Below are 23,151 nucleotides of genomic sequence, written 5' to 3'. Positions count from 1 at the left end.
TGCTAAAATAACGACAAGAATTCTTTGAAAGGGGCCCAAATACATGTCTGAACGTAAACATATATTTATTTATTCAAAACACGATGAGGCTTCTTTAGCCAATAAAAAAACACTTTCTGATACCATACACAAATTTGGATTTTCGGTTGTTGAAGATGAAAATGATGCCAACATTATTGTGAGTTTGGGTGGAGATGGGGCGTTTTTACAAGCCGTTCGAAAAACTGGTTTTAGACAGGATTGTTTATACGCAGGTATTTCCACAACCGGTACTCTAGGTATGTATTGCGATTTTCACTTTAACGACTTAGAAAACATGATTCGTGATGTTCAAAATGCGGAAATAGAAGTACGTCGCTATCCTATCTTACAAGTATTTGTGGATGAGAATCCAGCTTTTTATTGTTTAAATGAATTCAGTATTCGTTCAAATATTACGAAGACCTTCGTTTTAGATGTCCATATTGATGATTTACATTTTGAAACGTTCCGAGGAGACGGTATGATTATTGCGACTCCTACTGGTAGTACTGCATACAATAAGTCAGTAAATGGAGCTGTTGTAGATCCGTTACTTCCTTGTTTACAAGTATCTGAACTGGCCTCTGTTAATAGTAATAAATTTAGAACGTTAGGATCTTCTTTCATATTAAGCGGTCAACGTACCTTAACATTAAAACTACAGCAAAATGGGAATGTGTTCCCAACAATGGGTATGGATAATGAATCGCTAAGCATTCAACATGTAGATGCGGTAAAAATTCAACTTAGCGATTTAGTCGTAAAAACGGTTAAATTAAAGAATAATTCTTTCTGGGAAAAAGTAAAAAGAACATATCTATAAATTAAAAGTAGACGAGAATCATTTCTTGCCTGCTTTTTTTCTAGTTGTTCATGTTGTTTTTCTTCGAGTTCTTGCTTCTAGAACCTTAGAAACAGTAAAGAGAATTAATGCAAACCAAATAAACGAAAATGAAATCATATCAATTAAAGCAAATGATTCTCCATATATAATGACGCCTAAAATTAACATACATGTTGGAGCGATATATTGTAAGAAACCAATCATATATAATGGAATATTTTGTGCGCCTTTTGTAAATAACAGTAAAGGTATAGCCGTTGCGGCGCCAGTTAATAGTAATAAGAAATCAGTTTGGAACGTGTCATGAAATAAAACTGCTTTTCCATTTATAAATAAATACATATAAAAGATAATAGCAAAGGGCAATACAAACATGGTTTCAATCGTAAGCCCTCTTAGTGCATCCAATTTGATCGTCTTTTTCATTAATCCATATAAACCAAAGCTAAGGGCTAGTGCGAAAGCTAACCACGGAAATCTTCCATAAGAAACCGTCAAAATTAAGACACCGATTGCCGCTATGAAAAAGGCAGCTAACTGGGCTTTCGTCAATCTTTCTTTTAAAAAGAAAATGCCTAATAATACTGAAACCAATGGATTTATGTAATAACCTAAACTTGTTTCAACCATATGACTTGAATTTACTGCCCATATATATAAAAACCAATTTGCCGTTATTAAAAAGGAAGCACTAAACAAACTCCAAAATGCTTTTTTATTTCTCCACAAGGCAATTAAATCATTTCGAAGTGTTGAAAGATTCCCCATTAAAATTACGATAATAAGCGTGAACAAACATGCCCATAGTACACGACTAGTTAATATTTCAGCACTCGGTACATGTTGCAACGTTTTCCAATATATCGGTAGAACTCCCCATACTACATAAGCACCTGTTGCCCATATAATGCCTTTTTGACTATCTGACAAGATTCCACCCCATTCCTTTTGACTCTCGAAATAATAAATTTATTATAGAGTCCTTTTTAAGGAATGTAAATTTAATAAATTATTCTCATAAAACATTTTCAAGTATGGTTGGCTGGAAATATTAACTTTTCATCTAAAAAACTTTTCGGGCTAAAATAATGTTTAACTCAAAAAGAAAAAGACCGGTAGCAGAAGCTACCGGCCCTTAATACCATTATTTAGAGTAACCGTTTAATGATTGCTCTGCCATTTGCACTAAACGCTTAGTAATTTCTCCGCCAACGGATCCGTTAGCACGCGCTGTAGCATCTGGTCCAAGCTGTACGCCAAACTCTTGAGCAATTTCATATTTCATTTGATCTAAAGCTTGTTTCACACCCGGAACTACTAATTGATTTGAACTTTGATTTGCCATGTGTGTCACCTCCTTGTGAAGATAGAATGTGCGATTTGCTCACTTTCATGCACACATGGAAAATAGTAATTCATGGAATTAAAGTAAATTCGAAAATTTATCGTTCTTTTTAATCGGGAAAACACATATCTCACGATCGGTAACTGCTTTTTCAAGCATATCATCAAAAGATTTAAAGCTCTCATAAAACTCAACTTTTTCTAATTTTGGTTTTGTTTTTGGACTAGCTGGTGTAAAGATGGTACAGCAATCTTCGTATGGACGAATAGACACTTCATAAGTATCGATTTCTTGAGCAATTGTGATGATATCTTGTTTATCAAACGCTATTAAAGGTCTTAATATTGGTGTATTAGTTACGGCGTTAATGGCCGTTAAACTTTCTAATGTTTGACTAGCCACTTGACCTAAACTTTCTCCTGTAATAATAGCTAACGCACCCGTTTCTTCTCTCACTCGATCTGCAATCTTAAGCATCATTCTTCGAGTAGTGGTCATTGACACATTTTCAGGAATTTGTTTTTGAATTTCTTCTTGGATTTCTGTAAAAGGAATGATATGTAACTTTACAGATGCACCAAAACGACTTAATTTTTCAGCTAAATCCATAACTTTCTCTTTTGAGCGATCACTTGTATAAGGAGGACTATGGAAGTGGATTGCATCAAGTCTAACACCACGTTTTAACATTTGATAACCAGCAACTGGACTATCGATTCCACCAGATAACATCAAAATCGATTTACCGTTAGAACCAATCGGTAATCCGCCAGCTCCTTGGATAACCTCGGCTGTCATATATGCACCTTCACGTCTAATTTCTACACGAAGTTCGATATCTGGTTTCTTCATTTGAACTTTAATTTCAGGGAAATTGCGCAATACATGTGATCCAACCAAAAGCTGTAATTCATTGGTTTCTAAAGGGAATGGTTTATAGGAACGTTTCACTGTTACCTTAAATGTCTTACCTTCACGCTCAATTGCTTGAACAACACGCACAGCTGTATCTTTAATATCTTCTAAGTCCAAACTACAAGATGCAACAGGACTAAACGATTGGATCCCAAATATATGTGGCAAGCGACTCAAAACTTCCTTCATCGTTTCATCCTCATTTGGTCGAATAAACATACGATCACGTTCAGTAATAATTTCCATTTTAGGTAAATCTGCAAACGCATAGCGGATATTATCACGAAGTCTCCCGGTAAATGCATTTCTATTGCGACCTTTTGTTGATAGTTCACCATAACGTATTAATATTTCTTTCCAATTCATTTTGTATTATTCTCCTTTTAACTGCTTCATTATTTCTTTAAAATGATATTTAAAATCTTGAATTTGTTGGTCCTCCATGCCATAACCAAAACTGATTCGAAGTACACCTTTTTTATAGTCATCTGCAATTTTTAATGCTTCAATCACATGACTAGTTTTTACTTGTCGTGAAGAGCATGCACTGGATGTCGAAACAATTATCCCTCTAGTTTGAAGTGCATTTATTAATACTTCACCTTTTATACTTCTCACACTGAAGGACAAAATATGAACAGCGCCATCAGAAGGAGAAATAATTTTAATGGATGGGAATTCACTTAAAAACTCTCTAAGTTCAGTGGACCATTTTGCATATTGCGAATGAGCTTGTGCAGTGTTCTCGAATGTCAGTCTCATGGCTTTGGCTAATGAAACTGCTTGAGGAACAGCAACTGTTCCACTTCTTAATCCAAACTCTTGTCCACCACCGACTAACACAGGGAAAAAGGTTAACTCGGGTTTCCAAGCAACAATCCCCGTACCTTTAAGTCCATTTATTTTGTGGCCTGAAAGAGATAAAACATCAACTCCCAAAGAGTTTAAATCTACAGGATATTTGCCAAAGCTTTGAATTGCATCTACATGAAAAATCGCACGACTGTTTTTCTTCACATGCTCAGCTAATTCTGCGATTGGCTGAATTGAGCCAATTTCGTTATTGATATGCATAACACTTACAAGGACAGTATCTTTTCTGAGTTTCGTACGTAAATCTTCTATAGAAACATTCCCATCTTTATTCACTTCTAAGTAGTCAATTTCAAAGCCTTCATTTTCTAATTGCTTAACTGTTTCTAGGACAGATGGATGTTCAATTTTCGAGGTAATTATATGTGAACCTCGACTTTTTAATCCTTTTGCTATTCCTGTTATCGAAAAGTGATTAGATTCAGTACCCCCAGAAGTGAAAATAACTTTATGATTTTCTGTACCTAACATCGTTGCGATTTGTGAACGCGCTCTTTCCAATAAAGCATTCGCTTCTACACCCATTTCATGGATAGAAGCTGGGTTCCCATAATAGTTATCGTTTACCTTAATAAAAGTATCAAGAACTTCTTTACGTGGCTTGGTAGTGGCGCTATGATCCATATAATTCAACTGCACTCTTCCTTTCGAAAAGAAAACCACCCACAAGAATCTTGTGTGGTGGTTAATGATGCTCCTATTATGAACGCCAAGCATCTTCTTTGACAAGCACTTCGATTCGTTTCATTGCACCAGGTTCCACTTCTTCCACTGCAGTAGCGGCTTCCTCAAGCGCTTTCGTATATCGTAGTTGTCTAAATGCTGCTTCAGCCTCAAGTAAACGTTGATTCATTTGAGGATGGCTCGCTCTATATCGATTTCCATACTGAATAATCCGTTCAATTAATAGTACATTTTCTAGCATTTCTTTGGATTTCTCATGAACTTCATGTATACATTTATCAGCTTTTGTTAAGTAGGAATCCACTAATTTCATGTTCAATGGTACTTCCTGCAAGCTTTGCATAACAAGGTAAATATGTTCCTCAGCTTCTTCTAGACGAGCATCCATCTCTTCAGGAATTCCAGGCATATTTGCTTTATGTAACATCCTGTCTGTTTCATGCAATAAGCGCTTTAATTCATCAAGCTTTGTACGAGCACGATTTTCATCAATTCGAAGATTTTTCAAACTGTTCGCAAATTCATCTTGCTCATCATACAGATTTTCTAAATTTATAGCGATTTGTGTTAATTCGTCTTGTAAAATGGAGTAAGCTAATTGATCTTCGCTCGCTCTTTGAGAAAGTAAATCATATCGTTTTTGTAAAGATTCAATTTGTTTTAAACAAACTTGTGGAATCTCTGCTTCTTTTTCAGGAATACGGTAACTTTGTTGAACATAAGCGGCTTCATCATTTGTTTGTCTTGTGATGGTTGTCACTTCTGCTAAACGAAGTTCTGTGGATTGACGATTTTGATCGACAAAACGTTTCGCCATTACTTCTTTTTCAAGTAAATCATAAAATGTTTCAATTTCATCCTTAATCTCATGCACACGTGGTATTACATGAGTAAGCTCTAGTTTAATAATTGATTCTTTTAGGGACACTAATTCTTCCTCTAATTTATTCAATTGCTCTGTCATCTCAAGATGCTCTAAATAATATGATTGCTCTTCCATCTCACGTTGGCCACTTCGAAGGTCATGGATATTAGAAGGAATCTTATTTTGAATTTCAGTTAGTAAGGAAGGAATGTCGTGCAAAATACTGAACACTCTTTCACCTTCTTGACAAAGAGCTATCACAATTTCACGTGCTTGCAGATAATTCCCTGAACCGGTTAGTTGATCATATTCTTCAAATAATGGAACAAACTCTTCTAATTTCTTTTCTAATGGGACAGCTGCTGCACCAAAAGAATGCTGATGCGCTAATAATGTTTTTCGAGCCGATCTATATTGTTCTTTTAATTGGTCAATTTCGATACGATTTTTTTCTTCACTACCAATTAAAGATTCCAGTTCGATTAAAATTTGTGACATCTGTGCATCACATTCTTTTATCCGTTGACTAATTTCTTTTTCAATAGCAGATGCACGTTTAAATCTAAACTTATCGATTGATTCTTCTGCATCGAACAATAAGGCGTCAATTTTAGGCATATGTATGTCCATAACTTCAGTCCAACTATTTCTCCAACTCTCAAACATTTCTTCTGTTTGACCATTCATGTTCAATTGTTTTACTTTCGTCATTTCTTCTAAGATTGGTTTATTTTGAATTTGATGTTTTTCATGCTCCAAACGCTCTATTTCAGCATTATGTTTTCGTCGAAAAGAAAATCCAACGATAATCAGTGCTATTAGTACGATGATTGCAATAATGATATAATCCATCGTAAGCCCCCTGTTCCAAAATCACGGTCTATGCCATTTTATACATGTAATCTTACCATGAATAAAGCAAATATGCTGACGAATTTACAAGAATTTTGCTGAAATATATAAAAAATTCGGTTCTTTATACTTGGAGGTGTCCTTTTTTGAAAATTGACGGTCATATACACAGCCCTTTTTGTCCTCACGGCTCTTCAGATTCTTTTGAAAAATATATTGAGAAAGCGATTAATAATCGCTTCACTCACATTACTTTCACTGAACATGCTCCAGCACCAAAAGGGTTTATTGACACGGTTCCTGAACAAGACAGCTTTATGAAAATGGAGTATTTAGATCCTTACATAACTGAATTACAAAAACTTAAAATGAAATATTCTTCTAAAATTCAAATTAATATAGGCCTAGAAGTCGATTACATACAAGGATTTGAAATGGAAACAAAAAATTTCTTAAATAAAGTTGGACACCACTTGGATGACTCCATTTTATCTGTGCATTTTCTTTTACATCAAAAGAAATATGAATGTATTGATTACTCTGTCGAACATTTCAATAATTATGTTCGTGAGGTTGGTTCATTAAAAACCGTTTACGAAAACTATTACAATACCGTCAGACAGTCTATTGTGGCTGACCTAGGTTCATATAAACCATTCCGGATTGGTCACCCAACTTTAATTCATAAATTTCAACATAGCCTTCAAGAAAAAATGGATGACCACGATTTAATCGTTCGTACACTCCAAGATATTAAAATTCACGATTATGAAATCGATCTGAATAGCGCGGGTCTCGCTAAAAAATATTGTTTAGAAACATATCCACCTTCACCTTATATTCAATATGCTAAAGAGCAAGGTATTCCACTTGTTTTTGGTTCAGATGCTCATTGTGCTGATGACTTGCACCAATATTACGAAGACGTTTATACTACATTAAAATAACATTTAAAAGAGGTGCACCTATGTTTACAAAGACAGATTATGCAGGAAACAGCGTGGAGCAATACTCCATGTTAGGTAAACAACTCAATGCCTTATTAGAAGGTGAAAAAAATCAAATTGCTAACTTAAGTAATGCATCCGCATTATTAAATCAATTTTTAGACCGGATTAATTGGGTCGGATTTTACTTAATGGAGAATGGTGAGCTTGTTTTAGGTCCATTCCAAGGACTACCTGCATGTGTTCGAATTCCTGTAGGTCGTGGAGTCTGTGGTACAACTATCGCTAAACAAGAAACGATGGTCGTAGCTGACGTACATGCCTTCCCAGGGCATATAGCATGTGACGCAGCATCTCAGTCTGAAATTGTGATTCCGCTAATAAAAAATGGAGAAGTTATTGGTGTTCTTGATATCGATAGTCCTGAAAAAAATCGATTCTCAAGTGAAGATCAAGCAGGTTTGGAAGGTTTTGTCCAAATATTAATGAAACATATATAGTAGTAAAAAAGGCTGGAACATAAGTAAAAATTTCTTTAAATGAGGCAAAATCTATATTAAGAAATTGATACTTCATGAATTGATTGAAGTGGAGGGGCGTATAACATCTGCTCCTGCATCGCTAAGCTAGCTTCATCGCAAAGATTAGCACCAAATTCTTTGTTGCTAATCTTTCCTGGGGGAACAGCACGAGGGAGAGACTACAGGCTCGAGCCGTGCCCTCGGAAAGCGTCCCCGCAACGGAAATCAATTTAGAATAAGCAAAAAACATCAAAATTTCTCAGTGAGAAATTTTGATGTTTTTTGTTTTGTCCCATACTTTTTTTAGTTTACATTCGTTGTTGGCATTTGCTCTTGGACTTTTATAAAAGCCTGCTTTAAATCGTTAATCAAATCTTTTGGATGTTCTAATCCTACCGAAACTCGAAGTAACGAATGGGTAATGCCCATTTTTTCTCGTTCCATTTCTGGAATAACTGAATGAGTCATGGTCGCAGGATGTTGAATAAGCGTTTCCGCATCTCCCAAACTTACCGCTATTTTTATAAGAGATAGTGAATTCAAGAAGAGCTGTGCTGCTTCTTTTCCACCTCGAATGGTAAAGGAAATTAATCCTCCTCCAGCTTTCATTTGTTTTTTTGCAATGTGATATTGTGGATGTGACTCATCAAAAGGATAATAAATATTTTCAACAAATGGCTCATTTTTTAAAAAAGACAATAGTGTTCCTGCATTTTGAGTATGTCGATCCATTCGAACATGCAAGGTTTTAAGACCTCTAATTAATAGCCAAGCATCGAATGGAGAAATGATTCCTCCAACATCCTTTTGAACAGTCATACGTAATTTCATCATATCGTCTGCATCATTTCCAACGAGCAAACCAGCGATTACATCTCCATGACCATTTATATATTTCGTTGCACTGTGAAGGACATAATCAGCTCCCATTTCTAATGGGTTTTGTAAAAATGGTGAGGAGAATGTATTATCTACAATGACCTTAATACCATGCTTTTTAGCAACTTTTATTACTAGAGATAAATCAACTATCTCCATTGTTGGATTAATCGGTGTTTCAATATATAAGCAAGCTGTATTTGGTCGAATGGCTGCTTCTATTTCTTCTTCAGTTTCCATCGCGTGAAAACTATGTGAAATATTGAATTTTTCTTCAAACATTTCGAACAGTCCAAAGGTACATCCATAAATTCCTCGCGAACACATAATATGATCACCAGATTTGATAACATGTAACAATACAGCACTTACTGCGGCCATCCCCGACCCAAAGGCAAGTGCTCCTTTCCCACTTTCAAGTTCCATCATCCGTTCTTCTAACAAGCTCACGGTAGGATTGCCTAAACGGGAATAAATATTTCCACTTTCTTCACCTGCAAAACGACGCTCACCTTCCTCTGCACTAGAAAATGCAAAAGTGGATGTTTGGTAGAGAGGAATTGTCAAACTATCATGATGGTTTTTAGAAACATAGCCTTTGTGGATAAGTGATGTTTCCTTTTTAACTTCTTTATTATGCATATAAAACACCCCTTCTTGATGTAAACGCTTTCATTCCATCCTATTCCATTTTACTTGAATCGTTGCTTTTTGCAAAGGTCAATAAATTTATACAAATATAGAATTACTTATATGGTTGATTTTTAATGAATTTCTAAATTGAATTTGTTAAATCCATATAAAAAAACGCCTCTATAAAGAGACGTTTGAATCAAAAATTCGGAGTTGATTTTTCCCATTATTCTTTGCTTCATATAAAGCCGTATCAGCAGCATGAAAAACATCATGAAATGCTTCTTTCCCTGAATGTTCCCAACTTGCAAGACCTGATGAAATAGTTACTGGTGGGTTTGTCATCTTTGGTACTAAATCTACTAAAGTCAGACCAAGATTCTTTCCTTCATCTTCGGTAAAATGAGGTAAAAACACAGCTAATTCTTCTCCACCCCATCGAGCACCTATCCCTTTTCCACCGATCGTTTGATCAAGAAGCTGAGCGATTTGAACCAAAATTTTATCTCCTACCTGGTGTCCGTAAGTATCATTCACTTGCTTAAAGTTATCAATATCGAGCAAAATAAAGACGCCTGAATGATCTTTTTCAATTGACTCTTCAACATACTGATCGAGATAACTTCTTGCATATAATTTGGTTAAATGATCACGATCCACCATGTCTTGTAGCTGATCTCTTAGTTTAGAGTTCGTAATGGCAAGTGTGCAGTGATGAATAAGTGATTGCATAAGTTTAAAACTATCAAAAGAAAAGAAATACGGCTCTTCATGAAGTACGAAGCAGTAACCAAAAATCTCTTGCTGATCTAATAGTGGAACAGCCATCAAAGAAAGATACGGAACTTTTTCGTCAGCGAATTTCGTGAAATCGGCTATAAACAGCGAATCTCTAGACTTCTTGAAATGATTACTAATATGTGAAATATACATTTGTCCGGGTTTGGATGCTATAAACTTTGGACAAGATGTCGTAATATCCATTTCAGCATCATTTATAAAGACAAAACAAGACTGCATAGGATGAAATGATTTTGTCAGTTGCTTTTGAAGGAAATATAGCATTTCTTCAAGTTTCAAATTCATATTTAATTTATGGGAAGTTTCATTTATTAATTGCAAATCTGCTATTAATCTATGTGATTGATGGTATAGCTTTGCATTCTCGAGAGCATTCCCTGATGTATTTGCTAACATTCGAATGAAATCTTTTTGGCGATTAGAGAATAAGTAATCTTCTGGTGTTCTTACTTGCAGAATCCCATAAATTCCTTGTCTCCCTTTTATCGGAGCATTTAATAATCGACAATCTAAATCACTCGCATTTTCTACAGTGATTTCTCCTGAAACAAATGCTTCAATCGCTGAAGGCCTTTCAGACAAATAATCAAATAATTTAACCGCAATTTTCATTTGACGATCCTGATCATTCGATAAAACTAAATCTGTTTGGAATGATGGAAATGCACTATTCATCGCTAATAGAACGCCTTCTAGGATTCGGTCAATGTCCATGGTGGAATGGAACATTTCCGTGACGTTAAATAATTCTCTATATTGTTTTTCTTTTTGAGCAATAAATATTTGTTTCTTAATGTTAGAGATTAAATAGGAAGAGATAGTAGAAAACTCCTCTACATAATCCGAATTAGAAAAAGAATTCCATTGTTGAGTAGACTTCAATAACATTAATCCTTCGGGAGTGCCTTCACTGCTTTTAAACAACAGTGCCGAATCCATTGAAGGATCCACAGAAGAGTATTCTTTGCTTAAATTTGCTACACATGAAGTAGAGAATGCGTAACTAACTTGTTGCCAAGTTAATGAGTCCATTTTTTTCATAATTGAGTGATTGTAGTTTAAAGGGATAAATCGATCCATATCAAATAACATGAAATGACTTTCTTGGATTCCAAAATATTTCTCTAATAGTTGGTTAAATAAATCAAACCATCCAGTAGCCGGAATATTTTTCATTCCATTTTCATTCCACAAATCAAGCATTTCTGATTTTATATGAACAATTGTTTCATTATGATTTAACATAATATCACCTAATTTTATTAAGAATTTTAAAAATTCCATGAATTACTAACTATTTATTAGTATACATTTAATGTGCCATTTTGACTATTATGAAATGAGATATTTGGAATTTAATTTCAAATATCTAAACTTTGGTTTTTAAAGAAGTACCTTGACACTTTGTCCTATTCTAGTTACAATGGAGTTTGTGTAAAATAAATGCAGCAGTTGTATGGATTTATGTGTTTCATTTTATTCCTCCGATTAAATCGGAAGGGGTATCGCGTAACCCTTGGCTGCGAGGGCGAAGGTACATGAAAATAAAATGACAATAAGTTTGATACATCTGGTCTTATTTTACAACAAAATAAAACCACTTAAAGGAGGAGTCTCTCATGGCTCGTTATACAGGTCCAGCATGGAAACTGTCTCGTCGTCTTGGTTTATCACTAAGCGGCACAGGTAAAGAATTAGAGAAACGCCCTTACGCACCAGGACAACACGGTCCTAACCAACGTAAAAAAATGTCTGAATATGGTTTACAATTACAAGAAAAACAAAAACTTCGTCATATGTATGGTGTAAACGAACGTCAATTCCGTACACTATTTGATAAAGCTGCTAAAATGCCTGGTAAATCAGGTGAGAACTTCATGATTCTTCTTGATACTCGCTTAGATAACATCGTTTACCGTTTAGGTCTTTCACGCACTCGTCGTGGTGCTCGTCAATTAGTTAACCACGGTCACGTTATGGTCGATGGAAAACGCGTTGATATTCCTTCATACCGTCTGAAGCCAGGTCAAGAAATTTCTCTTCGTGAGAAATCTCAAAACCTTGATATCGTAAACGAGTCAATCGAAGTGAACAACTTTGTTCCTGATTACTTAACTTTCGATGCAGACAAAAAAGTTGGTACATTCGTTCGTAACCCAGAACGTAGTGAATTACATGCAGAAATTAACGAAGCATTAATCGTTGAGTACTACTCACGTTAATCATGAAAGAGTCCCTTTTGGGGCTCTTTTTTTGTTTATGCTAAACTTAAAAAAACAATTAAAGGAGTTTTGTTATGAGACTCATTTCAATTTGCCCAAGTAACACCGAACTTTTAGCTTATTTAGGCTTATGTGATCAACTTGTTGGCTTGGACGATTTTTCGGATTGGCCATCATCGGTCCAACATTTACCTAAACTCGGTCCCGATTTATCTATTCGTATGGACGATCTTGAAGCATTGAAACCTGATTTAGTGTTAGCGTCACTAAGTGTTCCTGGAATGGAAAAAAATGTGGATGAATTAATTGCACGAGGGATCCCTCACCTTGTCTTGAATCCACAAAGTTTAGAAAATATTGCAGAAGATTTATTAACTGTTGGACATGCGTGCAATCATTCTAAAACTGCTAAATTAGTTGTCGCTGAATACCATGAATTCATAAATGACATGAAAAATCGTGCCTCTACTATCTCTTACCGCCCAGAACTATATTGGGAATGGTGGCCAAAACCGATTTTCACGCCTGGGCAAATAAACTGGTTAACGGAAGTTAGTGAGATTGCAGGCGGTCGAAATGTATTTCGTGATGTGGAGTTAGCAAGTATTCAAACGGATTGGGATGATGTGTTACGTAGAAATCCAGATTATATTTTCTTAGCCTGGGTAGGTGTAGCACAAGCTAAAGTGAATACAAAAGTTATTGAGAAACGGCCTGGGTACGACGGGCTTAGTGACGACCAAAAGAAACAACTTTATATTATGGAAGAAGAACTTTATTGTCGCCCCTCCCCTCGCTTACTTGAAGGTGCCTTTAAACTAGCGAATATACTTCATCCAGAAATATACAGTGACTTACTCCTTCCTGCTTGGGTAACAAATGCTAGTTAATCGTCTATGGTAAATACCACTGGTGAATAACTTTTATTTCGAAATATGGAACAAAAATTTAAAGACTTCTGCTCTGCAAACGCCCCTTCGTGACCAACTTCAAGTTGGATTTGAAGCGAAAAATTAGTATGAAAAAGATGCCAAGAGATTTAAGTCTCAAGGCATCTTTTTCATTCTACTATTAAACAAATTTCAACATATGATACTTTTTCTTTCCTCGACGTACAATGGCAAATGAATCATCCAACCGATCAGCAGCACTTATCACGTATCCTACATCTGTGATTTTTTCTCCATTAATCGAAATTGCACCATTTGTTACATCTTCTCTAGCTTGACGTTTTGATGATGAAATAGCACCTTCAACAATAAGGTCAACAATATTTTTATCTTCCTTCGTCAATTCAATAGAAGGAACATCTTTAAATACTTCTTTCATTTCATTAGCAGACAACGCTTTTATGTCTCCACTAAATAATGCATTTGTAATACGAATTGCATTTTCAAGTGCAGCTTCTCCATGAATCATCTTCGTCATTTCTTCTGCTAAAGCTTTTTGAGCTTTACGAAGATGTGCCTCTTCCGTAACAGTCACTTCAAAGGCTTCAATTTCTTCTCGTGTTAGGAACGTAAAGATTTTCATGTATCGAATAACATCCGCATCTGCAGTATTTAACCAAAATTGGTAGAATTCATATGGAGACGTCTTCTCAGCATCTAACCAAACGGAACCAGATGCAGATTTCCCGAATTTAGTGCCATCAGCTTTTGTCACAAGTGGAATTGTCATACCAAATGCTTTCGTTTCTTCTGTATGCGTTTTACGAATCATTTCTAAGCCGGTTGTGATATTTCCCCATTGATCTGAGCCACCTACTTGTATTCGACACTGGTGTTCATTGTATAAATGATTGTAATCAATAGCTTGAATTAACATGTATGAGAATTCCGTAAATGAGATGCCACCTTCTAGACGAGATGCTACCGTATCCTTTGCTAACATGTAATTCACACCAATATATTTCCCATAATCACGTAAAAATTCAATAACGTCCATTGAACCAATCCAGTCACGATTGTTAACTAAGATTGCGCCGTTATCTGAATTAAAATCAAAAATTCGTTCCATTTGTTTTTGTAAGCCTTTTACATTTAAATCGATCTGGTCTGTTGTTTGAAGCTGTCTCTCTTCACTTCGACCTGAAGGATCACCAATCATCCCAGTTGCTCCACCGATTAGTAATACTGGTCGATGCCCGTGCATTTGAAAACGACGTAAAGTAAGTAGCGGAACGATATGTCCGATATGCATACTATCGGCTGTCGGATCCACACCACAATATAATGAAATCGATTCTTTATTCAACAAATCAACCATACCGGTTTCATCTGTTAACTGATAAGCTAACCCTCTCCATTTTAAATCTTCGATTAATGTGTTAGTCATTTTAATTCCTCCTCTAAATAAAAAAGTCCCCACACGATTCATAAAGAATCATGCAGGGACGCTAATTAACATTTTGCGCGGTACCACCCAGCTTGAAGGAAAAAATCCCTTCCGCTTAACAAGCACTTTATCGCTGTGCATGCGTTATGCTCCAAGCCTGTAATTCACGTTTGCATACTGATCAGCTTTCACCACCCGCTGACTCTCTAAACAGTTTATGCATCCATTACTTCGGACTTTTCATCGCTTAAGAAACTATATATTAGGTCATTTTACGCTCTTTTTTTCCAATGTCAATAAATATATTAGATATCCAGAAATTATGATATAATGTAACAAGATTTTAGGGGGTCGATTCAATTGAATGATCAGGCAAAAAACTGGCTAAATCGCATAAATGAAACGTGGAATAAATGGACACAAGCAAAATGGGCAAAAGGACTTAGAATCACTTCAGGTGTTCTTTGGAATCTAGCTCTCCTATTCGTGATTGTTATTATTACTAGTATCGTCTTTGTAGGTTCTGTCGGAGCAGGATATTTTGCTTCATTAGTTGATCAAGAGCCATTACGTAAGGAAGAAGAAATGCGTTCATCCATTTTCAGTTATGAAGAGACATCAGAAGTGTACTTCGCAAATAACGTCTATCTAGGAAAGTTACGAACAGATCTTCAACGAAATGAAACGAAGTTAAGTTCAGTCTCACCGTATGTATTAGATGCTGTATATGCAACTGAAGATGAATATTTTAATGTCCATGAAGGAATTGTTCCAAAAGCAATTTTCCGAGGTCTTATGCAAGATGTAACAAATTCAGATAGTCAAACAGGTGGTTCAACATTAACGCAACAGTTAATCAAGAATCAGATTTTAACGAACGAAGTTTCATATGAACGAAAAGCGAAAGAAATTTTATTGGCACTTAGATTAGAGAAATTCATGTCTAAAGAAGAAATTCTCGAAGCTTATTTAAATATTATTCCTTATGGACGAAATGCATCTGGAGCTAATATCGCGGGAATTGAAACAGCTGCGGAAGGTATTTTTAATGTAGCAGCAAAAGATTTAACCCTTCCACAAGCTGCATTTATAGCAGGAATTCCACAAGCACCATTTGCTCATACACCATTTACTTCTAAAGGTGTGTTAAAAGATGAGGCCGGTTTAAAACCAGGAATTGATCGTATGTTAACCGTACTATATCGCATGAAAGAAACTGGCTATATTACGGAAGCTGAATATGATGCAGCAGTATCATATGACATTACACAAGATTTCAAAAAACCCGAGCCATTACCACAAGAAAGATATCCTTTTTTAACATTTGAATTAGAAAGACAAGCTAAGGTAATTATTTCTGAAATGCTAGCAGAAAAAGATAATATAGACCCTTCACGATTAGCAGATGAGGAAACCTTACAACAGAAGTATGAAATACTTGCCGATCGTGCAATGCGAACAAATGGATATCGAATTTATTCTACGATTGATAAAAATATGTATGATGCACATCAAAAAGTTAAAGATGAATTTAAAAATTATGGTCCTACTTTGAAGAAAAAGAGAACAAATCCTGACACAGGTGAAGTTGAAGAAGTCGATGCGCCAGTTCAAGTTGGTAGTGTGTTAATGGAAAATAGTACAGGCCGAATTTTAAGTTTCATTGGCGGTCGCGACCATAAACTGGAAGCTCAAAATCATGCTACGACAGCCTTTAGACAAAATGGTTCAACGATGAAACCATTATTGGTTTATGCTCCTGCTATTGAATATGGTGTAATTGGTGCGGGAAGCCCAGTAGTCGATGTTGCATTTGAGGATTATATTGATGGATCTGGAGATCCTTATAATCCGGGTAACTTTAATCGTGACCAAGAACTTGGGATAATTCCAGCTCGACAAGCCCTTGCTTCATCTCAAAATTTAGCAGCTTTACGATTATATGACCAAATCTTGGATAAGAGACCTGCAACATTTTTAGAGAAACTTCAATTTTCACGTCTAGAAGAACAAGATTACACGAACATTTCGACCTCTATCGGTGGTATGTTTAGAGGTGTTACAGTTCAAGAAAACACAAATGCTTACGCCACACTTGCAAATGGCGGACAATTTATTGAATCGTATATGATTGAAAAAATTGAAGATGCAGATGGCAATATTATTTTCCAACATCAGTCTGAAGCAACACCAGTATACTCCCCTCAAACTTCATACATTGTGACGGATATGTTGCGTGATGTATTGAGTGAAGGAACAGGAACTAGAGCAAACGGTGAACTTAAATTCCAATCTGATTTTGCTGCAAAGACAGGAACAACAAATGACGCTCATGATGTATGGTTTATGGGTTATAACCCTTCTATTACTTTAGGTGTTTGGTTAGGTTACGATCAACCAACCAACTTAAATCTTGCGAATGGAACCTATTTACAGCCTGGTACACGCGTCAATTTACTTTGGGCTCGAATTATGAATAGTTCATATGATGTTAACCCAGAACTAGTCGATCCAAATGTTGAATTTAAAGCACCTAAAGGTGTCGTTTCTAAATCATTCTGTTCGATTTCTGGTCTTGCGCCATCAGATGGATGTTCTAAAGCAGGACTCGTCACTTCTGATTTGTTCAATGGTAATACGTATGTTTCACAAAAAGTCGATGATAGTTTCATTTCATCATCTTATGTAATGATAAAAGGGAAACGATTCCGTTCATTGCCATCTACACCTAGTGAATTTGTAGTTGAGGGTGGAGTTGGAGTGAATGAAGACTTTATAAATCGTATGTTTGGAAGAATAAAAGGTGATCCGAGCAAGCTATTCCCACAAAATTCAGGGTTTGCAAATCGTGTCGTTTCTGAAGACACGTTTGAAGCAGATGGAGCGTCACCAAATGGTGTAACTGCTAGTCTATCTGGAAGTAGTTTATCTTGGAGTAATTCGGGATCAAATGATGTTGTCGGTTACCGAGTATTCCAACGCTCAGGAAGTAGTAATGTTAAATTAGCTTCTGTTTTAGAAGCAAGTGGAAATCAGTTCTCAGTATCCGGTCCTGGTGAGTACTTTGTTGTAGCAGTAGATATTACTGGCAAACAATCAGCTAGTTCTAATATCGTGAAAATTGATGCTCCAAAACCGGAGCCAACACCTACACCTACACCAAATCCGACTCAGCCAACTAAGCCACCAGCTGGTCCTAAACCACCACCACCTAGTGAGCCGAAGCCGCCTACGGATGAACCTGGAAATCCCCCTGGGGATGGTGGAACACCACCTGAACCACCTGTTGAGCCACCTGCTGAAGGTGAAGATGAATAACGTATAATGAAAACACAACTTGCCCGAAATGGACAAGTTGTGTTTTTTCATGAATTAACAAGAATAGAAAAGGAAATAAAAAGCTGTACTACTCTTCAAATTGATGAGTAGTACAGCTTTTCTGTAATAATTAATCTTCCATTGTTGATAAATCACCTGTTGGTAAATCTAATTCCCAGGCTTTCAAAACTCGGCGCATGATTTTTCCGCTACGTGTTTTCGGCAATTTGTCTTTGAATTCGATTTCTCTTGGTGCTGCATGAGCAGCTAAACCTTTTTTCACAAATTGTTGAATATCAGCGATTAGCTCATCCGAAGGTTCAACACCCTCTTTTAATGCAACAAATGCTTTGATGATTTCTCCACGGATCGGATCGGGTTTACCGATAACGCCTGCTTCTACTATTGCTGGATGTTCTAATAACTTGCTTTCCACTTCAAATGGTCCAACACGTTCGCCAGATGTCATAATAACGTCATCTACGCGTCCTTGAAACCAGAAGTAGCCATCTTCATCCATATAAGCTGAATCTCCAGAAACATACCACTCGTCATTTAAGAAATAAGAATGATATTTTTCAGGATTATTCCAAATTTGACGCATCATTGATGGCCAACCTTTTTTCAGGGCCAAGTTCCCCATTTGATAAGGAGCTAACTCGACACCACGATCATCTACGATTGCTGCTTTTACCCCTGGTATCGGCTTGCCCATTGAACCTGGACGAATTGGTAGACAAGCATAATTACAAATCATTTGAGCACCCGTCTCGGTCATCCACCATGTATCGTGAATACGATGATTAAAGACTTGTGCCCCCCATCGAATAACTTCAGGATTTAGTGGCTCTCCTACTGATAAAACATGACGCAATGAAGATAAATCAAAAGATTTCACGAGCGCATCCCCCGCCCCCATTAACATACGGAATGCAGTAGGGGCACTGTACCATACAGTTACACCATAATCCTCAATCGTTTTATACCATGTATCAGGTGAGAAGCGTCCACCTAAAACAACCATAGTTGTTCCAGTAAGCCATGGACCAAAAATCCCGTAAGAAGTACCAGTTACCCAGCCAGGGTCTGCCGTACACCAATAAATGTCTTCTTCTTTTAAATCTAGTACCCATTTAGCCGTTTGATAATGTTGCAGCATCGCTTCTTGCACATGCAGAACACCCTTAGGCTTTCCTGTAGAACCAGAAGTATAATGCAATACTAATCCGTCTTCCTTCGATAGCCACTCCACTTGGAAATAGGGAGAAGCTGTTTCGAGATACTTCATAAAGTCCACGTTTTTTCCTTGTTCTTCTATTCCGTCACCCACAAGTAAAATCGTTTCTAAATGAGGTAATTTATCTACTGGAATTCGACTTAACAATTCTGGAGTTGTCACGATCACTTTTGCTTCACTATCCGCTAAACGATCATAAACTGCTCCTTCCATAAAAGCTTCAAATAAGGGACCGACTATAACACCCATTTTTAAAGCACCAATCAGTGAAAAATATAATTCTGGTGATCGAGGCATGAAAATAAACAGGCGATCCCCTTTTTCAAGATTTGTATGCGTTTTCAATACATTTGCTGCTTTATTAGACCATTTCTTCATCTCATTAAACGTATAGGTTTCTTTTCGAACTCCATCTTTATAGTAAAGAGCAACCTTATTTTTTCGATGTGAGTTAGCATGGCGATCAATTGCTTCATGAGCAACATTTAATCTACCCGTTTCCGACCAACTAAATTCTTTCTCAACGTCTGCCCAATCAAAGTTTGAAGCAGCCTCATCATAATTTTGGAGTAAGTAATCTCCTTGAACAACAGGAAGTGACTCAAGTTTCATTTCTACCACCCTTTCGAATACGATACATTTACTAGTTTACATCAATCAGAAATTAAAAAGCGAATTATTTTATTTTTCGAAAATTTTACTTTTGATTTTGTGAAAACGTTTTCCTCTTTTATAATTCATGTATAATGAACATATTGTCAAACTAGGTGGTGCAAATATGGAACATACAAAAACCTATAATGCCATTGAATTAAAAACAAAACATGGCAGTCTCATTCTTGAAGGTCCTGTGTCCTCAGAAGATATAGCTCGTTTGGATTTTCACAAAGACCTGGTTGCATTTAGACCACCTGCACAGCAACATAAAGCAATTACTGAAATTGCAAAGTTGCCTGAAGGAAGAATTCTAATTGCTCGTGATAACTTTACAATTGTTGGTTATGTAACGTACTTATATCCTGACCCTCTTGAGCGTTGGTCTAAAGGTCAAATGGAAAATTTAATCGAATTAGGCGCAATTGAAGTCATCCCTAAATTCCGTGGTTCAGGCGTTGGGAAAGGCTTATTAAAAGTGTCCATGATGGATGATATGATGGAAGATTATATTACAATTACGACTGAATATTACTGGCATTGGGATTTAAAAGGTACAGGTTTAAATGTCTGGGAATACCGAAAAGTAATGGAAAAAATGATGAATGCAGGCGGCTTGGAATACTTCGCTACGGATGATCCTGAAATTAGTTCTCATCCTGCTAATTGTTTAATGGCTAAAATCGGTAGTCGAATTGATATGGAATCGATTCAGCGTTTCGATCAACTCCGATTTATGAACCGCTTTATGTACTAGTTCAAAACCCAGGATATAAAGGAGATTATGCCTCATGATTGTTGAAGAAATGATGCAAAAAAAAGTTCTCACCTTGCAACCTACTCACACAATCAAAGATGCCATACATGTATTGCGTGAGAATAAAATTCGTCATTTGCCAATCACAGATTTAGAAGGTAAAGTCATTGGCATTATTTCAGATCGGGATATTAAACAAGCGACTCCATCGAATATTTTAGATCATAATGATAACGAACTTATGACGATTACGCTTGATAAAATTATGACAAAAAATCCCATTTTAGGTCATCCACTCGATTTCGTGGAAGAAGTTGCAACGATTTTTTACGATCAACAAATAGGTTGTTTACCAATTGTCAGTCAAGAAAAATTGGTGGGTATTGTTACGGAAACTGATTTATTGTACAAATATATTGAATTAACTGGTGCACATCAACCCGGTTCTCATATTGAAGTGAGAGTGCCTAACAAACCCGGCATATTATTCGAAGTTTCGAAAGTTTTTCATGACCATAGCGCGAACGTTTTAAGTGTATTGGTATACCCTGATGCAAAAAGTGAAGAAAACAAAATACTAGTTTTCAGAGTCAAAACGATGAATCCTCTCCAAATTATAGAGGATATCCGCAAAGAAGGTTTCGATGTATTATGGCCAAACATGCCGGGAATCAACACGTAAAAAAAGAAGCAGTATTTGTGTATTCAGAAAATCAATTAGGGTATAAATTTTCTGACACACACCCATTTAACCAAAAGCGTCTTGTATTAACGACAGATTTACTACGTAAAATGAACGTTCTATCAGATGAAGACATTATTGCTCCTCGAATGGCTACAGATGATGAATTGCTTCTCGCTCATGATGAGCGCTATATCGAAATGGTGAAAAAAGCGAGCAAAGGCTTGGTCACTGGCGAGCAAACAGAAAGCTATGGAATAGGAACGGAAGATACTCCTATCTTTCCTAATATGCATGAAGCAAGCGCATTATTAGTTGGAGGTACGCTCACAGCTGTGGATTACGTCATGGAAAATAAAGCATATCATGCACTTAATTTAGGTGGTGGCTTACATCACGGATTTCGTGGACGAGCCTCTGGATTTTGCATTTACAACGACAGTTCAGTAGCTATTAAATACATACAAGAAAAATATAAAGCACGTGTCTTATATATTGATACAGATGCCCATCATGGGGATGGCGTGCAATGGACATTTTACGACGATCCATCAGTTTGTACTGTCTCTATACATGAAACTGGAAGATATTTATTTCCTGGGACTGGCAATGTTACAGAGAGAGGTACAGGAGAAGGATATGGTACCTCTTTTAACCTTCCGATTGATGCATTTACCGAAGATGATTCATTTTTAGAGTTATATAAAACAGCCTTCCGTGAGATAGCTGAGCATTTTAAACCCGATGTGATTATTAGTCAAAATGGAGCCGATGCTCATTACTTTGACCCCCTAACTCATCTTTATGGTTCTATGAAAATATATGAAGAAATTCCTAAGTTAGCACATGAACTAGCACATGAATTTTGTGGTGGACGATGGATTGGTGTTGGCGGTGGAGGCTATGATATATGGAGAGTAGTACCTCGAGCTTGGTCTTTATTATGGATGGAAATGAAAGGTCTCCCCTTACCAAAAGGTGATTTGCCACAAGATTGGATTGATAGTTGGCAAAGTGAGTCTCCAGTTACTCTAATCCCTACTTGGACTGACCCAGAAAAATTATACGAACCCATTCCAAGAAAAGCGGAGATTACGGAAAAAAATCACCAAGTATTGCAAAAATCGTTATATATTATTCGAAACCATACAGATTAAATAAAAGGAATGAATGCCTATTTATATCGCATTCATTCCTTTTTGACTGTATACAAATACTATAGGTTGATTTCCATTTCGGCGGACGCGTTCCGCGGGCAAGACTTCAGCCGCTTCCCTCGCGATGCTCAGTCCAGGGTCTTCAGTTCTTGCTCATTCCGCTGGAGTCGCCGCCTACATTCCAATCATTTATAAATTCTTTAAATAACAATATACCAATTTGCGATTCCCTATAAACTTGTGTGTTAAGCATTTCGTTTTTCTGCAGGAGTCTTCAGAAATAGCAAATCAATTTGCCAATTACAACTTAATTTGAATGGAAGCATCGAGACGTTCCAAGTCATATTTTCCTAAAGTTGGCAGACCACCTTCATTTTTAATCAAGTCCAATAGATGCGATACAAATTTTACCTTCACTAACATAAAAGTGTCAGTTGACTAATTAACTGACACCATTTCAAGTGAGTTAAATTGTTTTAAAATCATGAATTTTAGAATGTGATGCTCGAATCCTTGAATCGGCCAGGCCAATTCTAGAATAGCACCATCCAAATGGAGAGCAGCCTTAACGAATCCTTGAATAAGACCTTCGAAATCAAGAATGTCA

At 36.5% G+C, this 23,151-nt stretch carries 18 protein-coding genes and 1 other annotated feature; of the genes, 9 read left to right on the top strand and 9 right to left on the bottom strand.

Annotated features, from left to right (window positions below; genetic code table 11):
- Positions 1-43 precede the first annotated feature (43 nt).
- Positions 44-844 carry an NAD kinase gene (locus AC3EA5_RS03705; RefSeq protein ID WP_488607120.1) on the top strand — a complete coding sequence of 267 codons (801 nt, stop codon included), beginning with the start codon at positions 44-46 and terminating at the stop codon, positions 842-844.
- Positions 845-892: 48 nt separating this feature from the next.
- On the opposite strand, the gene rarD is transcribed toward AC3EA5_RS03705, so the two are convergent.
- The 5 genes from rarD to ezrA form a co-directional block, all read right to left on the bottom strand.
- Positions 893-1,795 carry an EamA family transporter RarD gene (gene rarD / locus AC3EA5_RS03700; protein ID WP_488607119.1) on the bottom strand — a complete coding sequence of 301 codons (903 nt, stop codon included), beginning with the start codon at positions 1,793-1,795 and terminating at the stop codon, positions 893-895.
- A gap of 214 nt (positions 1,796-2,009) precedes the next feature.
- Positions 2,010-2,210 (bottom strand): alpha/beta-type small acid-soluble spore protein, encoded by a 201-nt coding sequence (locus AC3EA5_RS03695; RefSeq protein ID WP_394188399.1) that lies wholly within the window; start codon positions 2,208-2,210, stop codon positions 2,010-2,012.
- Positions 2,211-2,288: 78 nt separating this feature from the next.
- Entirely contained in the window at positions 2,289-3,491 is a 1,203-nt protein-coding gene (gene thiI, locus AC3EA5_RS03690; RefSeq protein WP_488607118.1) for a tRNA uracil 4-sulfurtransferase ThiI, read from the bottom strand.
- A 6-nt stretch (positions 3,492-3,497) separates the two neighbouring features.
- Entirely contained in the window at positions 3,498-4,631 is a 1,134-nt protein-coding gene (locus AC3EA5_RS03685) for a cysteine desulfurase family protein (RefSeq protein WP_488607117.1), read from the bottom strand.
- A 67-nt stretch (positions 4,632-4,698) separates the two neighbouring features.
- On the bottom strand, positions 4,699-6,399 hold the full coding sequence (gene ezrA, locus AC3EA5_RS03680) for a septation ring formation regulator EzrA (protein WP_488607116.1): 1,701 nt from the start codon (positions 6,397-6,399) through the stop codon (positions 4,699-4,701).
- A 146-nt stretch (positions 6,400-6,545) separates the two neighbouring features.
- Here ezrA and hisJ point away from each other — a divergent pair, with 146 nt between their 5' ends.
- Both hisJ and AC3EA5_RS03670 read left to right on the top strand, forming a co-directional pair.
- Positions 6,546-7,346: a histidinol-phosphatase HisJ gene (gene hisJ / locus AC3EA5_RS03675; RefSeq protein WP_488607115.1), complete on the top strand. Its 801-nt coding sequence runs from the start codon at positions 6,546-6,548 to the stop codon at positions 7,344-7,346.
- A 20-nt stretch (positions 7,347-7,366) separates the two neighbouring features.
- The gene (locus tag AC3EA5_RS03670) at positions 7,367-7,846 is read left to right on the top strand and encodes a GAF domain-containing protein (protein ID WP_488607114.1); all 480 of its coding nucleotides are present in this window, start codon (positions 7,367-7,369) and stop codon (positions 7,844-7,846) included.
- 324 nt (positions 7,847-8,170) lie between these two features.
- Here AC3EA5_RS03670 and megL read toward each other — a convergent pair whose 3' ends face one another.
- Both megL and AC3EA5_RS03660 read right to left on the bottom strand, forming a co-directional pair.
- Positions 8,171-9,388, bottom strand: a complete 1,218-nt coding sequence (megL, locus tag AC3EA5_RS03665) for a methionine gamma-lyase (protein WP_488607113.1) — start codon at positions 9,386-9,388, stop codon at positions 8,171-8,173.
- A 171-nt stretch (positions 9,389-9,559) separates the two neighbouring features.
- Positions 9,560-11,425: a sensor domain-containing diguanylate cyclase gene (locus tag AC3EA5_RS03660; protein WP_488607112.1), complete on the bottom strand. Its 1,866-nt coding sequence runs from the start codon at positions 11,423-11,425 to the stop codon at positions 9,560-9,562.
- Between the two features lie 374 nt (positions 11,426-11,799).
- Here AC3EA5_RS03660 and rpsD point away from each other — a divergent pair, with 374 nt between their 5' ends.
- Together rpsD and AC3EA5_RS03650 are read left to right on the top strand one after the other, a co-directional pair.
- Complete coding sequence (gene rpsD, locus AC3EA5_RS03655) at positions 11,800-12,402, top strand: 30S ribosomal protein S4 (protein ID WP_394188391.1); 603 nt, start codon at positions 11,800-11,802, stop codon at positions 12,400-12,402.
- 74 nt (positions 12,403-12,476) lie between these two features.
- A complete protein-coding gene (locus AC3EA5_RS03650; RefSeq protein ID WP_488607111.1) occupies positions 12,477-13,292 on the top strand; it encodes a cobalamin-binding protein in 816 nt (271 codons plus the stop codon).
- A gap of 181 nt (positions 13,293-13,473) precedes the next feature.
- On the opposite strand, the gene tyrS is transcribed toward AC3EA5_RS03650, so the two are convergent.
- Complete coding sequence (gene tyrS, locus AC3EA5_RS03645; protein WP_488607110.1) at positions 13,474-14,739, bottom strand: tyrosine--tRNA ligase; 1,266 nt, start codon at positions 14,737-14,739, stop codon at positions 13,474-13,476.
- 51 nt (positions 14,740-14,790) lie between these two features.
- Positions 14,791-14,992 (bottom strand) — a binding site (T-box leader).
- Positions 14,993-15,099: 107 nt separating this feature from the next.
- On the opposite strand from tyrS, the gene AC3EA5_RS03640 reads away from it, so the two are divergent.
- Positions 15,100-18,057, top strand: coding sequence for a transglycosylase domain-containing protein (locus tag AC3EA5_RS03640; RefSeq protein ID WP_488607109.1), 2,958 nt, complete (start codon positions 15,100-15,102; stop codon positions 18,055-18,057).
- A gap of 130 nt (positions 18,058-18,187) precedes the next feature.
- On the opposite strand, the gene acsA is transcribed toward AC3EA5_RS03640, so the two are convergent.
- Positions 18,188-19,906 (bottom strand): acetate--CoA ligase, encoded by a 1,719-nt coding sequence (acsA, locus tag AC3EA5_RS03635; protein WP_488607108.1) that lies wholly within the window; start codon positions 19,904-19,906, stop codon positions 18,188-18,190.
- A 166-nt stretch (positions 19,907-20,072) separates the two neighbouring features.
- Here acsA and AC3EA5_RS03630 point away from each other — a divergent pair, with 166 nt between their 5' ends.
- From AC3EA5_RS03630 to AC3EA5_RS03620, 3 genes are read left to right on the top strand one after another with little or no spacing between them, the layout of a single operon-like run.
- Positions 20,073-20,705 carry a GNAT family N-acetyltransferase gene (locus tag AC3EA5_RS03630; protein ID WP_394188386.1) on the top strand — a complete coding sequence of 211 codons (633 nt, stop codon included), beginning with the start codon at positions 20,073-20,075 and terminating at the stop codon, positions 20,703-20,705.
- Between the two features lie 34 nt (positions 20,706-20,739).
- Positions 20,740-21,387 (top strand): acetoin utilization AcuB family protein, encoded by a 648-nt coding sequence (locus AC3EA5_RS03625; protein ID WP_488607107.1) that lies wholly within the window; start codon positions 20,740-20,742, stop codon positions 21,385-21,387.
- Positions 21,357-22,544: an acetoin utilization protein AcuC gene (locus AC3EA5_RS03620; protein WP_488607106.1), complete on the top strand. Its 1,188-nt coding sequence runs from the start codon at positions 21,357-21,359 to the stop codon at positions 22,542-22,544. Before AC3EA5_RS03625 ends, AC3EA5_RS03620 begins: the two co-directional genes overlap by 31 nt.
- Positions 22,545-23,151 lie beyond the last annotated feature (607 nt).

Source organism: Paenisporosarcina sp. (assembly GCF_057785155.1).
Note: the sequence above shows the minus strand (reverse complement) of the source record. Positions and strands in the feature narration are given on the sequence as shown.

Coding starts and splice junctions, on each gene's coding strand:
- AC3EA5_RS03705 (WP_488607120.1), top strand. CDS start 44: ATGTCTGAACGTAAACATATATTTATTTATTCAAAACACGATGAGGCT.
- AC3EA5_RS03695 (WP_394188399.1), bottom strand. CDS start 2,210: ATGGCAAATCAAAGTTCAAATCAATTAGTAGTTCCGGGTGTGAAACAA.
- thiI (WP_488607118.1), bottom strand. CDS start 3,491: ATGAATTGGAAAGAAATATTAATACGTTATGGTGAACTATCAACAAAA.
- ezrA (WP_488607116.1), bottom strand. CDS start 6,399: ATGGATTATATCATTATTGCAATCATCGTACTAATAGCACTGATTATC.
- AC3EA5_RS03670 (WP_488607114.1), top strand. CDS start 7,367: ATGTTTACAAAGACAGATTATGCAGGAAACAGCGTGGAGCAATACTCC.
- megL (WP_488607113.1), bottom strand. CDS start 9,388: ATGCATAATAAAGAAGTTAAAAAGGAAACATCACTTATCCACAAAGGC.
- AC3EA5_RS03660 (WP_488607112.1), bottom strand. CDS start 11,425: ATGTTAAATCATAATGAAACAATTGTTCATATAAAATCAGAAATGCTT.
- rpsD (WP_394188391.1), top strand. CDS start 11,800: ATGGCTCGTTATACAGGTCCAGCATGGAAACTGTCTCGTCGTCTTGGT.
- AC3EA5_RS03650 (WP_488607111.1), top strand. CDS start 12,477: ATGAGACTCATTTCAATTTGCCCAAGTAACACCGAACTTTTAGCTTAT.
- tyrS (WP_488607110.1), bottom strand. CDS start 14,739: ATGACTAACACATTAATCGAAGATTTAAAATGGAGAGGGTTAGCTTAT.
- acsA (WP_488607108.1), bottom strand. CDS start 19,906: ATGAAACTTGAGTCACTTCCTGTTGTTCAAGGAGATTACTTACTCCAA.
- AC3EA5_RS03630 (WP_394188386.1), top strand. CDS start 20,073: ATGGAACATACAAAAACCTATAATGCCATTGAATTAAAAACAAAACAT.
- AC3EA5_RS03625 (WP_488607107.1), top strand. CDS start 20,740: ATGATTGTTGAAGAAATGATGCAAAAAAAAGTTCTCACCTTGCAACCT.
- AC3EA5_RS03620 (WP_488607106.1), top strand. CDS start 21,357: ATGGCCAAACATGCCGGGAATCAACACGTAAAAAAAGAAGCAGTATTT.